General features: G+C 43.0%; 16 protein-coding genes. All 16 read left to right on the top strand.

The window, feature by feature from the left end:
• The 16 genes from iorA to DS742_RS09605 are packed head-to-tail and all read left to right on the top strand — an operon-like array spanning position 1 to position 14,145.
• Complete coding sequence (gene iorA / locus DS742_RS09680; protein ID WP_367575500.1) at positions 1-1,740, top strand: indolepyruvate ferredoxin oxidoreductase subunit alpha; 1,740 nt, start codon at positions 1-3, stop codon at positions 1,738-1,740.
• A 14-nt stretch (positions 1,741-1,754) separates the two neighbouring features.
• On the top strand, positions 1,755-2,357 hold the full coding sequence (locus DS742_RS09675; RefSeq protein WP_117416797.1) for an indolepyruvate oxidoreductase subunit beta: 603 nt from the start codon (positions 1,755-1,757) through the stop codon (positions 2,355-2,357).
• A complete protein-coding gene (locus tag DS742_RS09670) occupies positions 2,344-3,207 on the top strand; it encodes a hypothetical protein (protein WP_147325753.1) in 864 nt (287 codons plus the stop codon). Before DS742_RS09675 ends, DS742_RS09670 begins: the two co-directional genes overlap by 14 nt.
• Before the next feature lie 25 nt (positions 3,208-3,232).
• On the top strand, positions 3,233-3,538 hold the full coding sequence (locus tag DS742_RS09665; protein WP_117416795.1) for an acyl carrier protein: 306 nt from the start codon (positions 3,233-3,235) through the stop codon (positions 3,536-3,538).
• A gap of 2 nt (positions 3,539-3,540) precedes the next feature.
• Entirely contained in the window at positions 3,541-4,278 is a 738-nt protein-coding gene (locus tag DS742_RS09660) for an enoyl-CoA hydratase/isomerase family protein (RefSeq protein WP_117416794.1), read from the top strand.
• 11 nt (positions 4,279-4,289) lie between these two features.
• Positions 4,290-4,721, top strand: coding sequence for an acyl-CoA thioesterase (locus DS742_RS09655; RefSeq protein ID WP_170313415.1), 432 nt, complete (start codon positions 4,290-4,292; stop codon positions 4,719-4,721).
• A 4-nt stretch (positions 4,722-4,725) separates the two neighbouring features.
• The gene (locus DS742_RS09650; RefSeq protein WP_147325751.1) at positions 4,726-5,343 is read left to right on the top strand and encodes a hypothetical protein; all 618 of its coding nucleotides are present in this window, start codon (positions 4,726-4,728) and stop codon (positions 5,341-5,343) included.
• Positions 5,343-6,047: an enoyl-CoA hydratase/isomerase family protein gene (locus DS742_RS09645; protein WP_117416791.1), complete on the top strand. Its 705-nt coding sequence runs from the start codon at positions 5,343-5,345 to the stop codon at positions 6,045-6,047. The genes DS742_RS09650 and DS742_RS09645 overlap by 1 nt, the downstream gene beginning before the upstream one ends.
• Positions 6,048-6,064: 17 nt before the next feature.
• Entirely contained in the window at positions 6,065-7,177 is a 1,113-nt protein-coding gene (locus tag DS742_RS09640) for a 3-oxoacyl-ACP synthase III family protein (protein ID WP_117416790.1), read from the top strand.
• Positions 7,178-7,192: 15 nt separating this feature from the next.
• Complete coding sequence (locus DS742_RS09635) at positions 7,193-8,590, top strand: B12-binding domain-containing radical SAM protein (RefSeq protein ID WP_117416789.1); 1,398 nt, start codon at positions 7,193-7,195, stop codon at positions 8,588-8,590.
• Between the two features lie 7 nt (positions 8,591-8,597).
• Positions 8,598-9,704: a 3-hydroxyacyl-CoA dehydrogenase family protein gene (locus tag DS742_RS09630; RefSeq protein WP_117416788.1), complete on the top strand. Its 1,107-nt coding sequence runs from the start codon at positions 8,598-8,600 to the stop codon at positions 9,702-9,704.
• A 9-nt stretch (positions 9,705-9,713) separates the two neighbouring features.
• Positions 9,714-10,940 (top strand): beta-ketoacyl-[acyl-carrier-protein] synthase family protein, encoded by a 1,227-nt coding sequence (locus DS742_RS09625; RefSeq protein ID WP_117416787.1) that lies wholly within the window; start codon positions 9,714-9,716, stop codon positions 10,938-10,940.
• 2 nt (positions 10,941-10,942) lie between these two features.
• Entirely contained in the window at positions 10,943-11,944 is a 1,002-nt protein-coding gene (gene rfbB / locus DS742_RS09620) for a dTDP-glucose 4,6-dehydratase (RefSeq protein ID WP_117416786.1), read from the top strand.
• On the top strand, positions 11,904-12,650 hold the full coding sequence (locus tag DS742_RS09615; RefSeq protein WP_117416785.1) for a 4'-phosphopantetheinyl transferase family protein: 747 nt from the start codon (positions 11,904-11,906) through the stop codon (positions 12,648-12,650). The genes rfbB and DS742_RS09615 overlap by 41 nt, the downstream gene beginning before the upstream one ends.
• Positions 12,647-13,516 (top strand): NAD-dependent epimerase/dehydratase family protein, encoded by an 870-nt coding sequence (locus DS742_RS09610; protein WP_117416784.1) that lies wholly within the window; start codon positions 12,647-12,649, stop codon positions 13,514-13,516. Before DS742_RS09615 ends, DS742_RS09610 begins: the two co-directional genes overlap by 4 nt.
• Positions 13,513-14,145 carry a PIG-L deacetylase family protein gene (locus tag DS742_RS09605; protein WP_117416783.1) on the top strand — a complete coding sequence of 211 codons (633 nt, stop codon included), beginning with the start codon at positions 13,513-13,515 and terminating at the stop codon, positions 14,143-14,145. Before DS742_RS09610 ends, DS742_RS09605 begins: the two co-directional genes overlap by 4 nt.
• Positions 14,146-14,164 lie beyond the last annotated feature (19 nt).

The raw sequence follows: 14,164 nt of genomic DNA, 5'->3' as shown, positions 1-14,164 counted from the left end.
ATACGTATGAAAAATATACTTTTAGGAAATGAAGCAGTTGCAAGAGGTGCTTATGAATATGGAGTAACGGTTGCATCAGCCTATCCGGGGACACCCAGCACGGAAATCACAGAGAATATAAATAAATATGAAACCATTAATACCGAATGGTCTCCCAATGAGAAAGTAGCCTTAGAGGTGGGAATCGGGGCTTCCATCGCAGGAGCGAGAACCATTGTTTCCATGAAACATGTAGGTTTGAATGTAGCGGCTGATGCGCTTATGTCGGTATCCTATCCGGGAGTGAATGCGGGGCTGCTTCTTGCAGTAGCAGATGATCCCAGCCAGCACAGTTCTCAAAATGAGCAGGATACCAGATATTTTGGAATGGCGGCTAAGGTTCCCGTTCTGGAACCCTCGGACAGCCAGGAATGCAAGGATTTTGTTGGCTGCGGGCTGGAAATCAGTGAGACATTTGATACGCCGGTGATCCTTAGGCTGAATACGAGAATCTCCCATTCACAAAGCATGGTGGAGCTGTCAGAAAAAATGCCCTTTCAGTTAAAGGAGTATGATAAAAATCCCAATAAGTACATCGTGGCTCCGGCTGTGGCAAAAAAGAGAAGAGTCATAGCAGAGGAACGGCTAAGAAAGCTGGAAGAATTTGCAGATACCACGGAGCTTAACACGGTGGAATATAAGAGCAGGGACATTGGAATCATTACAAGCGGAATTGCGTATCAATATTCCAGAGAGGTGCTTCCGGAAGCTTCTTATTTAAAACTTGGCCTGACTTATCCCCTTCCCAGGAAAAAGATTACGGAATTTATCAGGAAGTGTAATACAGTCTATGTCATTGAAGAACTGGAACCTATTATAGAAGAGAAGATCAAGTCCTGGGGGCTTTCGGTTATTGGGAAAGAAGTGATTCCTGTGATAGGAGAGTTAAATCAGGAGATCATCCGGGCAGCAGTGCTTAAGGAGACCGTAGCAGGAGTGAGGGCAGAACTGTCAAAAAACATTCCCGTAAGACCGCCGGTTCTTTGCCCGGGGTGCCATCACAGAGGTGTGTTCTATGTTTTAAATAAGCTGAAACTTCATGTCTCCGGGGATATCGGCTGTTATACCCTGGCGGCATTTGCACCTTTAAGTGCCATGGATACGTCCATCTGCATGGGTGCCAGCATTGGAATGGCTTTTGGGTTTGAGAAGGCCAGAGGAAAAGAATTCTCAAAGAAAACCGTTGCAGTGATCGGGGATTCCACCTTTGTTCATTCCGGCATTACGGGTCTGATTGATGTGGTATATAACCAGGGAAATATTACGGTTATTATCCTGGATAATTCAACCACAGCCATGACCGGACACCAGGACCACCCGGGGACCGGATGTACCATTCGGGGTAAAAAGAGCCAGGCTGTTGATTTTGTGGCCCTTGCAAAGGCCATTGGTGTAAAAAGAATCCAAACCGTAGATGCCTATGATATCACGGAGCTGGAGCGGATCGTCACAGAAGAGACACAGGCCGAAGAACCTTCCGTGATCATTACCAAGCGTCCCTGTATACTTCTTAAAAACACCTCTTTGATTCATGAACCTCTAAGCATCATCAATTGCCGAGGATGCAAAGCATGTATGAAGATCGGATGTCCTGCCATATCCTTTTCCCGCGGCAGGGCAGAGATAAAAAAAGAACTTTGTGCAGGCTGCGGGCTTTGCGCCAGAATCTGCAAATTTGATGCTATTAAAAAAGAGGCGTAAAAGGGGGAAGTGAGATGAATATTCTTATAGCAGCAGTTGGGGGACAGGGAGCGGTGCTCGCCAGCAGAATTCTTGGAAAGATGGCCCAAAACAACGGGCTTGATGTGAAAGTTTCCGAAGTGCACGGCATGTCTCAAAGAGGCGGAAGTGTAGTAACCTATGTGAGGTTTGGTGAAAAAATTTATTCTCCCATCATAGAGAGAGGAACTGCAGACATAATTCTTGCCTTTGAGATGCTTGAAGGGGCCAGGTACGTGGAATGGCTAAAGCCGGGCGGAACCTTAATTACAAGCAGACAGCGGATTGATCCTATGCCGGTAATCACCGGCACAGCAGAGTATCCGGAGGATTTGGAGGAGCAGCTTCATGCTTTGCCAATTCATTATATGAGCATTGATGCCCTCACCTATGCCAAAGAAGCGGGAAATCAAAAGACCGTAAATGTGGTGCTGATCGGAGCATTGGCAGCCACCACGGACATAGAGGCAGAAATTTGGCGTACAGCCATAAAAGAAGCAGTACAGGAAAAACTGGTGGGTATCAATTTAAAAGCGTTTGAACTTGGGTATGAAAACAGCAGATTTATGAAATCTAATGGGGAGAATGATGAGATATAGAAAGTCAATCGGTTTGTTAACCATTTTAATCGTTATACTGGCCGCAATTGCGGCTGCCTGCGGAATCTTTTTAACAGGGGGAAGCAGAGAGATCCCGCTGCGGTCCATCCACCACAATCTGGTGATGGCTTATGGACAGGGGCTTTATAAGAATGATTCCGTATCTATGGCATTACAGGCAAGAGCCCAGGACTGGGTAACTCTGGTTCTTGGCGTTCCAGCGCTTTTGTGGTCGTTCTTTCTTGCGGGGAAAGGTTCTTTAAAAGGCAGATTTCTGCTGCTTGGACTTTTGGGCTATCTTCTTTATACCTATACCACCTATTCTTTTGGAGCGATGTATAACGGACTGTTTCTCATATATGTGGCATTGCTGTCGGCTTGTTTTTTCGCTTTTGTACTGACCTTTCTGTCTTTATGGGAAGTAGATATACAGTCCAGATTAAACGAGGGATTTCCAGAAAAGGTTGTAGGGGTCATCCTCATTGTAACGGCTGTATTGGCGGGCATGATGTGGTTAAAACGGATTTGTGTACCACTGATCAAACAGGAAGTTCCAGGTGAACTGGAACATTACACCACACTGGTGATTCAGGCGCTGGACCTTGCCATTCTGCTTCCTGCAGGAATCCTGGCAGGCATCTTACTTATGAAAAAAAATAAGTTTGGCTATCTTTTGGCTCCGGTTATGGTTATCAAGCAGATGGTACTTGTCATAGTTATCATTGCCATGTTTATCAATCAGTCAATCAATGGAGTTACCACAGATAGTTCAGAGCTTGTTGTTTTTTTGTTGATTGCAGTCATCTTAAGCAGGTGCCTGTACTTATTTTTAAAAAATATCAAAGAATGATCGAAAAGAACGAAGGAGAAATCATATGAAACAATTAAATGAAGAGACAAAGAAAGAAATCAAAGAGATGGTGTACTCATTTTTAGCAGATGAGTGTGAGGTTTCCATAACAGAACTTAAGGAAGACTTATCTGTAATTGACGATTTAGATGGAGATTCTCTGATGTTTGTTGAATTGATTGAGCAGTTAAAGAAGAAATACAGCTTAAACATACAGATGCAGAACATTGGAAAATACCTGCTGAAGAATCCGGCTAACACGATTAAAGAAGTGGTGGAGACTGCCTGTCTGGTCTATGAAAAGGAAAATGCCATCGTAGAGGCCTTATAATCATGAACAGAGAGTCTGCTCCCATGGTGGAATATGATACGGCGGGAGAGAACATCGGAGTATTAAGACTTCATAATGGAAGAGATAATATGGTGGATCATGCCGTTTTTCTGGATCTTACAGAGTTTAAACAGTGGCTGCATCATAATCCTTTTAAGGGACTGATTATCACAGGAAACGGAAGGAACTTCAGCAAAGGTGCCAATATAGAGCGGATCAGGGCGTATAAAGATTGTCCGGAGATTCTTCAAAAAGAACTGAATGAGGGGAAGAAGATCTTATCCTACATAGAAGGCCTGCCGCTTATAACGGTTGCAGCTATTGAAGGAGCCTGTTTTGGAGCTGGGCTTGAAATTGCTCTCAGCTGCAATTACCGGCTGGCAGCTGAACAGGCTTTGTTTTCCTTCCCGGAGATTACACTGGGGCTTTTGCCCGGATTCGGAGGAACGATAAGACTTCCAAATCTAATCGGACAAAGAAATGCAAAAAAACTGATTTTATCAGGTGATATGATCACAGGTAAGGAGGCTCTGCGTCTGGGGCTGGTGGATGAGACGACTGGAAAAAGAGAAGCACTCTCAAAAGCGGTGGACTTGATTGAGGGACTGGCGTACCGTTACACTGCCAGACAAAAGGAATGCTTCGATCAGATCTGGGATCAGCCGGAGACCGATTGCTGGCCCATGTACGAGAAAGAAAGCAGATATTTTACGGAGCTCATAAAGACTATGGATATCTGACTGGACAGGAGATGAATATTATTTTAACCAATCAGTGTTGGTTTGAAGTTCAGGGACATGAACTGGATTCTTTCAAACATGTAAATAATTCCGTTTATTTAAATTATTTAGAAACCGTGCGCTGGAATTTCTTTCGTGAATTTTCCATGATGGAGGATTTAGAGCGGGAGAAACTATATCCGGTTGTCATTGAGGTAAACGTCAGATATATGAAAGAACTGCGGTTGTTTGATCAGTTTGTTATAAACAGCCGCTACTGGATTGAAGACAACTATATCGTATCCGACCATAAGGCGGTGTGTAACGATCGAAAAGCCACCATGATGAAAGCAAAGGTAAAGATGCTTCTGGTGTCCGAGGACCGCATTGTGTACGATATTCCGCCTCATATCAGAGAGCTGTTTTCAGCCGGAGAACCAATCCTGGCCCACAGGGGGGAATGACTTGATGGAAAACCAGATGTTAATCTGCCAGATCATGTCCGAAAGGGATCTGGCACCATTTGTAAGGGGAGCCATTGAGACAGGAGAGAAGAACATCATAGTCCTGCACCTGAAAAAGGACTGTTTAAGTGACCTGCCGGACAGAGATTTTCTGCAGATAAAAAAAGTTCTTCTTGATCCTTATATCATATCTGTTTTAGTCATTGACTGTGAGTTTGCTATGAGTCTATGCGAAAAGATATATATATTTGATATGTGCTTTCTATCCGATCAGGGAACTCTGCGGTATGATCCGGAGCATAGGACTGGCCGTTATTTTTTGCAGCTGCTGTCCGCACCCAAATTTTCATTTGGAAAAGAAGCCCGTATCATGAATTGTGAAGAACTTATAAACCATGGATTTGCCAATGCCATTTTAAGGAACGAAAGCTTTAATGAAGACCTGGAAACACAAATGTCAGACCTTACGATGGAACGGACGAGAGAACAGCTTCATGGGATTAAAAGTTGTATGGTTGCCTACAAAGATTGCTGCCTGTCAGGAGAAGCACTCACAGCTGATCCTGAGACCGGTTATTTTTGTAAACTGGCACTTATAAAAATTGAGGAAGATACGAAGTGATGAGACTTAAATTTGAGACAATTGTTTACGAAGAATTGGAAGGCATTGCATATATCTGCATTAATATGCCTCCAGCCAATAAAATGAAATCCCAGTTCCTTTTCGAGATTTCAAAGGTTATAAAAGAATATGCCCTGTCCACAAGTGCTTCGGGAATCATTATATATGGGAGCGGAAGGCATTATAGTTCCGGGGCAGATGTTGGAGAACTGTTAGATTTTATCAGCTCCCATGCTGAGGTAGAAGACGGTGTGGTGACTCATTATCCGGAATGGTATTTGGATTGTAAAGAAAGCTTTAAGAAACTGTTTCATATGAAAATTCCAGTGGTAAGTGCCATTGGAGGCTTTTGTATCGGATCCGGATTTGAGCTGGCGTTATCTTCCCATGTAAGAATCTGTGAGTCAGGTGCCAGGCTTGGTTTGCCGGAATCCACCTTTGGACTTTTACCTGGGGTGAACGGAACCTTGAGACTTTCGGAAGAGGCAGGATTTTTTCATGCCTATGAAATGATTGTAAAGGGCAGCCTGATTGATTCCCAGGAAGCGGACAGGCTGGGAATCATTGATCTTCTGGTACCAAGAAAGAGCTCCTTGGATTATGCAAGAAAGCTCATTGCTTTTATTAATGAACATTGTTGCGATTATGATTTTGCCAACCGGTTTCATTTCATAGATGGGTTTAAAGAATATTATTTTACTTAAAGAGGGGAGTCTATCCGATGGCTATCAATGTAAAATTATCTGGCGCAGGTACATACCTTCCTGGAAATCCCATTGATTTTGACGATATCAATGATTATCTGGGAGAATTTAGTGAGGCGCCTAAAAAGATCAGAAACTGGGCAGGAAGAGTCCAGCCTATTATTAAAGAAATGCTTGGGATCAATCACTGCTACTATGCCTTTGACAACAAGACAAGGACATTTGTGGATGACAATTTAACAATGTCAGTCAAAGCGGCTGAAAAGGCCATGGAAGAAGCCGGTGTTTTGGCAAAGGATATTGATCTTTTAATATACGGCGGTGCTTATTCCCATCAGATTCCACCCCTTACTACCAGAATACAGGAAGAACTGCGGATCGATATGTGCGGAGAAATCCACATTCATTCCAACTGCACTTCTATCTACAAAGCAATTAAGCTGGCCCATGTCATGCTTGCCTCAGGGGAATATAAGAATGCGCTTGTGATCTCTTCCAGTGTGGCAAGTTCCTGTTTTATCCCCGAATTTTATAATCAGACCCTTATTACCAAAGAAGACATTTTCCTGCGCTGGTATCTCTGTGACGGGGCAGGTGCCATGGTATTTTCTGCGGTGAAAAATGAAATGGAAGGGCTTTATCTGGAAGATACCTACTTTGAATCCGCTGGAAGCAGAAAAAAGTCAGCTATGGGAAACAGCTATCCCTACCACTGGACCAATCCCAAAGAGGATTATCAGAACGGCTGCCATCATATCCGCCAGATTTACTTAAATGAAATGCGGGATTATGCAATGGAAGAAAATGGGAAAACCATCTTTTATAATGCCCTGGTTCGCATGTTAAATGAAAAAAATATTGATTTAAAAGACTTAAAGCATTTTGTAGTAAATATGCCCTCTAAATTTGTGAGAGAGCTGATTATTGAAGAATGCCTTGGCCTTGGCATCCGCAAAGACCAGTTTTACAGTGCAATCGAAGATGTGGGATATGCGGGTCCTCCTGCCGCTCTTATTTCCATTGACAATCTGTTAAAGGAACACACTTACCAGAGCGGGGATCTGATTTTCAGCTTTGTCATGGAGGTTAGCAAATTCATGCAGGCAGGTTTTACATTAAGAAAAATATAAAGTGAGGAGCAGGAAATGAAAATACTATTGGTAAATCCGCCCATTCCCAGAGTCTTCCGTATGTTTGATTTTGCTGACGAGGCCGTAAGAAAATCGTTTGGAAGAAGAGTCATGGTGGGTCCGCCTCTTGCTTTAAATGAGCTGGCAAGCATGGTACCTGACGATGAAGTGGTGATTCTGGATCAAAAAACAGAAGAAGATAATATACCGGGATATGATTTTGCCCAGGCGTATGTGGAAGAGTTAAAACGGTTTTCACCTGATTTTGTGGGAGTTACCTGCATTACCGCCCAGTATAATTCAGTACTGAAAATCTTAAATATCACAAAAGAATATGACAAAAACATTTTAACTATGGTAGGCGGCATACATCCCACCCTCTGCCCCGATTCTTTTTCAGGCTCCAAGGCCGATCTTGTTACAGTTGGTATTGGAAAATACAGCTTTAAAAAGATGATAGAGATATTTAAGGCGGACGGCTGGCTGGCAGATTTCAGCAAGATTCCAGGACTTGGGCTCAATAGAGGAACCAGCATTTTTTATACCCAGTCCATCTGCAGTCTCAGCACAGAGGAGATTAAGGAGCAGCACATCCTGGATACTGTTATGCCAAACCGGAAGCTGACGGATAAATATAATTATACCATTCGGCAGATGGGAAAAAAGATTCACTATATCAGTACCTCCCAGGGGTGCACCCACAAATGTAACTTTTGCAGCATCTGGCAGACCACGGGCGGACGGTATTTTCATAAAGATGTGGAATGCATAATCCGGGAATTAAAGACAATGGATGAATATCCCATTATCCGTTTCTGCGATGCCAATACCTTTGGTGATATAAAAAAGGCCAGACTTTTATTTACCAGAATTATTGAAGAAGGTTTAAATAACCATTATTATCTGGCAGATGTGCGCACGGATACGGTGATCCGGCATCCGGATATTATTGAGCTTGCTGTAAAAGCAGGGCTTCGGATCACAATCTGCGGATTGGAAGCTACCAGCAATGAAGAGCTGGAAGCTTATAATAAGCAAAACACCATCGAGAATATTTCCGGTGCCTTAAAGTTTTTAAACAGCCTTGGGATCTTAGTCAACGGCAACTACATTGTAAGACCGGAATATGTGGAATCAGATTTTGACCGGGTGGCACAGTTTGTAAGCGATAATCCCATTTATCATGCCGGCTTTACGGTACTGACTCCATTTCCGGGAACAGAGCTTTATGAGACTATGAAAAAAGACATCATCAACCATAATCTGGATTACTACAATTTGACCAATGCTGTAGTAAAGACCGTGTTACCGGAACCGAAATTTTATGAACAGGTTGGAAAACTATATAAGACCAGCAAAATTGCAGGAGATGAATATCGCCTTAAATTTGGAAGTGACCTGCTGGTAGAATAGGAAAAAAATGACAATAGGAATCGTTGGATCAGGAAGAATGGGACAGGATCTTTTCTATTCGCTGATGGAATATGACTGCCAGGTCATCCTGGTCTCCAGAAACCAGGATCAGATTGATAAGATCACAAAGAGAATACAGAAAAAACAAAGAAGAGACCCGCAGCTCATGGGGGGAAAAACTCCCATAATCACAGACAAGCTGACTGACTTAGCTGACTGTGATATAATGATAGAGACTGTAATAGAAGATTTAAACGTCAAGCAGGAAATCTTTCAAAGATTGGAAGGGATTGCAAAACACACCTGTATCTTCGCAACCAATACCTCTTCTCTAGACGTAACAGATGTGTTTTTTTATGGAAAGGCGAAAGAGCGATGTCTGGGACTTCACTATTTCTATCCGTTAAAAGTGATTTCTGCAGCAGAAGTAAATGCGGGTCCGGATACAAGTGAGGAGACGGTGAAAGAAATGGTCAAATTCCTTTCTATGACCGGAAGAAAACCTTTGGTATTACGGGGGGAAAGCCGCCTGGTGTTATCAAAGCTTTTGATCTCATTGGCCGCATATGCCTATAAGCTGTCATTAGAAGGGGAACTTACTTTAAAAGAGCTTGACCAGATCACAAAGCAGGTGCTTCTCTTTGGAATCTTTGAAATGGTGGATTCGACCGGTTTTCCAATCATCTCTCAGTGTCTGATTAATCTGCCGGATCACCTTCATTCTAACCTTTTTAAGCCTCTTCTTTTACAAGTCTCTGATTTCATGAAGCAGGGGAAAGACGGAAGAAGGGGAGAGGGGTTTCTATCCTCAGAAGATTCCGGTAAGAGAGCTGCCGCTTATATTGTAAACCGGGAAGAGTGTTACGAGGCATATGGGATAAGATTTCTTTCCTTTCTGCTTAATGAAATTGCGCGGTACATGGAAGATCCGCTCTTAGACAATAAGCAGTTTCAGGAAACTATAGAGGAAGTCTTAGGCGTATCTGCATCACTAAAATCTCTTTATCAGGAGCTGAAAGAGGAGACGATTTTAGAAACCTTAATGACTGAATATAAAAAGACTTTGGATCCGTTGTTTCTTCCGGCAGATTTTAAGGTATATCGTAAACTTTAGGGGGTATCCATGAAAGATAACAAGACCGTAATTACAGGTATGGGAATGATAAATGCTTTAGGAAACACCATGGAAGAAAGCTTTTGTAAAATGATCAGAGGAGTCTCTGGAGTAAGACCGATTACGCTGTTTGATCCGACCGGATTAGAGACAAAGATTGCTGCTCAGGTGGATAACAGCTTTTTAGAAAAGGCAAAAGAGCTGATAAAAAAGAGAGAGCGCGGCAAGATGACCCGCTTAACCCAGATGGCGTTAGTGGCTGCGGACGAAGCCGTGAAAGACAGCGGAATCGATTTCGATTCCTGTGACAGAAGCCGGGTGGCAGTGATTTTGGGAATCGTAACGACTGCTTACAGTGACGCGGAAAAAGAACAGTCAGAAAGTAACAGTATTGTTAAATCAATGCCTAATGCTCCCAGTGCATGGATCTCTATCCGATACGGACTTAAAGGTCCGAACTTTAATGTATCCACAGCCTGTGCCTCATCTGCCTATGCCATTGCATTGGGGCAGCAGCTGATTCAATCCGGTTTTGCAGATGTGGTCATTACCGGAGGCGCCGACTCACACATTCAAAAAGACTATATCAAAGGCTTTAATCAGATTATGACACTTTCCGTAAAGAACGAAACGCCGGAATCTGCCTGCTGCCCTTTCTCCAGGAACCGGGATGGATTTGTTATGGGGGAAGGGGCCGGCATTATGATCCTGGAATCAGAAGCACATGCAAAGAAACGGGGAGCCAGAATCTATGCTGAGGTAGGAGGCTGTGCCATAACAAGCGATGCAGGAGACATCACGGCACCGGAAGCAGACGGTGTTATGATGGCAAAGACCATGAAGCTTGCCATGGACCAGGCGGGAGTGAACCCGGCAGACATTGATTATATCAATGCACACGGAACCTCCACCTATTTAAATGACAAATACGAGACGATGGCAATCAAATCCTGCTTTGGCTCCCATGCAGATGACCTTTATGTATCTTCCACCAAATCCATGATCGGCCATACAGTGGGGGCATCCGGAGTGATTGAGGGGATTGTTACAGTTTTAACTATGGATCGGAGTATCATTACTCCAACCATCAATTATAAGGAGCCAGACCCGGAACTGGATTTAAATTATGTACCCAATGTCCCGATCCAAAAACAGGTGAATATGGCAATCTCTAATTCCTTTGGTTTTGGAGGGCATAATGCCAGTATATTATATAGAAAATACGAAGGAGAATAAAAATGAAAAAATATTTAGTTACTGGCGGTGCCGGATTTATTGGTTCAAACTTCGTGAAATATTTATATGAAAAGGAGACCGATATCCATGTGACTGTGCTGGATAAGCTTACATATTCCGGTAATATGGATAATCTGGCAGATGTTACAGACCGGGAAGATTTTACGTTTGTTAAAGGAGACATCTGCGACTCTGATCTGGTAGAAACGCTGATGGAGGGGATTCATGTTGTAGTCAATTTTGCAGCAGAGGTTGCAGTGGATCGTTCCATCGGAAACACGCAGGACTTTTTAATGACCGATGTGATTGGTGTATATGTCCTTTTGGAGCATGCATTAAAAAACCGGGATACTCTGGAAAAATTCATTCAGATCTCCACAGATGAGGTGTATGGCCAGATTCAGGAGGGGAGTTTTTATGAAACCTCAGAATTAAAGCCCAGGAACCCTTATTCTGCCTCAAAGACAGGAGGAGATCGTCTGGCTTACAGCTATTTTGCTACCTACGGTCTTCCTGTCTGTATTACGAGGGCTTCCAATACCTACGGACCGTACGCATATCCGGAAAAGGTAATTCCCTTATTTATCACCAATCTTTATGAAGGAATTCCGGTTCCCGTGTTTGGTGACGGCAGCCAGATCAGAGACTGGCTGTATGTAAAAGATCATTGCAGCGGAATCTATCACGTAATCAAAGATGGAAAAGACGGAGAAGTTTATAACGTGGGCGGTGCTCAGGAAGTTACAAATTTAGCTCTGACGAAACAAATATTATCTCTTATGAGAAAAGACGAATCCCTTATCCGTTATGTGAATGACAGACCTGGCCATGATCTTCGTTACAGTTTAAATACGGATAAACTCCGGGCGCTTGGCTGGCAGCCAGAATATGATATCTCTACCGGGCTTTCCCAAACGGTGGATTGGTATGTCAATCACACGGAGTACTGGAAAAAATTAAGAGATGGAATGGATCAGCGTTATTTCAAAGGGTTTTGGAACTGAGAGCGCTGTGTACGGTCTTTTAACTCTTATGAAACTTGGGGCAGTCATTCTCTTAAAAGAAGACGTGTATCTGGCTGACTTAGACCAATGCAGAGCAGTAAGTGGGATCCCTTATGAAAATTATTTATCAGAAGATGAAAAAAAGCGGTTAAGCCTTATCACGGTTTCACAGTCAAGAAACACAATGATGCTCCGGCGTTCCCTGACCAGAATGATAATAAGCAGTTATCTGAATTGTTATCCGGAAAAGATACGATTTTACAGGAATTCCTACGGAAAACCTTCAGTCATAGAACCAGTCACAGATTTGAAATTCAATCTCTCCCACAGCGGAAAATATCTGATTCTGGTTACAGACAGAAATCGGGAGGCAGGTGTTGATATAGAAACAGCACATTCCTTAAGAAAAAGAAAGTATGAGGTCATGGAATCCCTCTACTCCCCGGAAGAATCCGCCTTCTATCAGAGTCTTTCTAAAACGGAGCAGTACCAGATGTTTTGCAGAACCTGGGTTATGAAAGAAGCAGTCATAAAGGCACTTTCACTGGGACTTACTGCAGATTTGGGAAAGATCTCTCTTCCGGCTGCTGCAGATCGTTCCGGTTCCATACTGACTTTGGATTTTTATAATGCAGTGCTAACAATACAGTGGATCATAAAAGAAGACAGTCACATTGCAATTGCATATCGGGAGGAAGAAATATGAATGTGCTGATCACAGGCATCAATGGTTTTGTGGGAGGGTATCTTTTTTCCAGACTCAAGTCTGATGGACATAAGATCTATGGGCTGGGAAGGGAGCTGACTTCCCGTTATGACCTAGACGGATATTATCCGGTGGATATTACAAAAAAATTTCAGCTGGATCGGGAATTTGATTTTGTTATACATCTGGCTGCTTTAAACCGTACTAATATTGGAGCAGGTATCGACAGCCGGATTTTTTGGCAGGTAAATGTGGAAGGAACAAAAAATCTCATTGAATCCTGCGGATATTCTAAATTTATTTATATTTCCACTGCTGCAGTTTACGCGAGAGAAGGTAAGATCATCACAGAAGAATCTCCTGCCGTTCCAGAGGGAAATTACGCTAAGACAAAATATGAAGCGGAGCTCCTCTGCCAGAGCCTGATTCCCTGTAAGAAGCTGATGATTCTCCGCCCTGTTAACATCTCCGGAGCCGGGCAAAAGAAAATTGCAGCGGTTCCCCTGTTCTTTGACCGGGCAGAAAACCATGAAGCATTGGAGCTTTTGGTATCTCCTTCTAAGATCATTCAGTTACTTGATGTAACTGATTTTACCCAGGCCATCAGTCAGTGCCTTGATTATTTTTGCAGCGGGATCTTTAACTTAGCCCCGGACGATTCTATGACTATGCTTCAATTGATAAATAAAATACGCAAGTTATGCGATTCTAAGTCTTCACTGGTTATAAAGGAAGTAAAAGAGGAGGCTCCTTCCCTTATTTGTGCTGAAAAAGCCCGGCAGAAGTTGTCTTTTCAGGCATCAAAGTCCATGAATCATATACTGGAGGATTACTATGAGTCACGAAAGGGAGGAACGAAACAATGAAAGTACTGGTAATAGCATCCCATATTGATGATGAGGTGTTAGGGTGCGGAGGAACCATAAAAAGACATACAAAAGCAGGAGACCAGGTTTATGTGGTGTTTATCAGTTCAAAGTATTCCAGGCGCTTTGATGAAACGCTTATGAATACAAGAAAATCACATGCAAAGAAAGCTGCAGAAGTGTTGGGGATTCAGGAGATATTCTTTGCAGACCATCCCCTCATTATGTTAGATACCATTCCCCAGCTGGATATAGTAACGTCTCTGGAGCAAATTATCTTTGAGATAAAGCCAGAAGTTTTATACTGCCATTATGATGCGGATATGAATTCGGATCATCGGATCGTTTCTCAGGCAGCCATGGTCTGGTGCCGGCCGTCAAAAACTCCTTTTCTAAAAAAAGTATTATTTTATGAAATATTTGCTTCCACACAAAAGTTTGATCCCAATTACTATGTGGATATCAGCGATGAGATCGAGGATAAGCTGGCGGCTCTTTCTGTATATTCTACAGAAAACAATGCCCAGACCAGAACCTTAGACACCAGCAGACTGGTGGCAGGATATCGGGGAGCGGAAATCAATACGGCCTATGCGGAAGCATTTTATTTATACCGGCAGATTGTTTAGAGGTACTTATCTTGATTGG

Source organism: Lacrimispora amygdalina (assembly GCF_003432035.1).
In the GTDB taxonomy this organism is placed as follows: domain Bacteria; phylum Bacillota; class Clostridia; order Lachnospirales; family Lachnospiraceae; genus Lacrimispora; species Lacrimispora amygdalina.
Note: the sequence above shows the minus strand (reverse complement) of the source record. Positions and strands in the feature narration are given on the sequence as shown.

Coding starts and splice junctions, on each gene's coding strand:
- DS742_RS09630 (WP_117416788.1), top strand. CDS start 8,598: ATGACAATAGGAATCGTTGGATCAGGAAGAATGGGACAGGATCTTTTC.
- DS742_RS09650 (WP_147325751.1), top strand. CDS start 4,726: ATGGAAAACCAGATGTTAATCTGCCAGATCATGTCCGAAAGGGATCTG.
- DS742_RS09660 (WP_117416794.1), top strand. CDS start 3,541: ATGAACAGAGAGTCTGCTCCCATGGTGGAATATGATACGGCGGGAGAG.
- DS742_RS09610 (WP_117416784.1), top strand. CDS start 12,647: ATGAATGTGCTGATCACAGGCATCAATGGTTTTGTGGGAGGGTATCTT.
- DS742_RS09640 (WP_117416790.1), top strand. CDS start 6,065: ATGGCTATCAATGTAAAATTATCTGGCGCAGGTACATACCTTCCTGGA.
- DS742_RS09605 (WP_117416783.1), top strand. CDS start 13,513: ATGAAAGTACTGGTAATAGCATCCCATATTGATGATGAGGTGTTAGGG.
- DS742_RS09675 (WP_117416797.1), top strand. CDS start 1,755: ATGAATATTCTTATAGCAGCAGTTGGGGGACAGGGAGCGGTGCTCGCC.
- DS742_RS09655 (WP_170313415.1), top strand. CDS start 4,290: ATGAATATTATTTTAACCAATCAGTGTTGGTTTGAAGTTCAGGGACAT.
- DS742_RS09665 (WP_117416795.1), top strand. CDS start 3,233: ATGAAACAATTAAATGAAGAGACAAAGAAAGAAATCAAAGAGATGGTG.
- DS742_RS09670 (WP_147325753.1), top strand. CDS start 2,344: ATGATGAGATATAGAAAGTCAATCGGTTTGTTAACCATTTTAATCGTT.
- DS742_RS09645 (WP_117416791.1), top strand. CDS start 5,343: ATGAGACTTAAATTTGAGACAATTGTTTACGAAGAATTGGAAGGCATT.
- DS742_RS09625 (WP_117416787.1), top strand. CDS start 9,714: ATGAAAGATAACAAGACCGTAATTACAGGTATGGGAATGATAAATGCT.
- rfbB (WP_117416786.1), top strand. CDS start 10,943: ATGAAAAAATATTTAGTTACTGGCGGTGCCGGATTTATTGGTTCAAAC.
- DS742_RS09615 (WP_117416785.1), top strand. CDS start 11,904: ATGGAATGGATCAGCGTTATTTCAAAGGGTTTTGGAACTGAGAGCGCT.
- DS742_RS09635 (WP_117416789.1), top strand. CDS start 7,193: ATGAAAATACTATTGGTAAATCCGCCCATTCCCAGAGTCTTCCGTATG.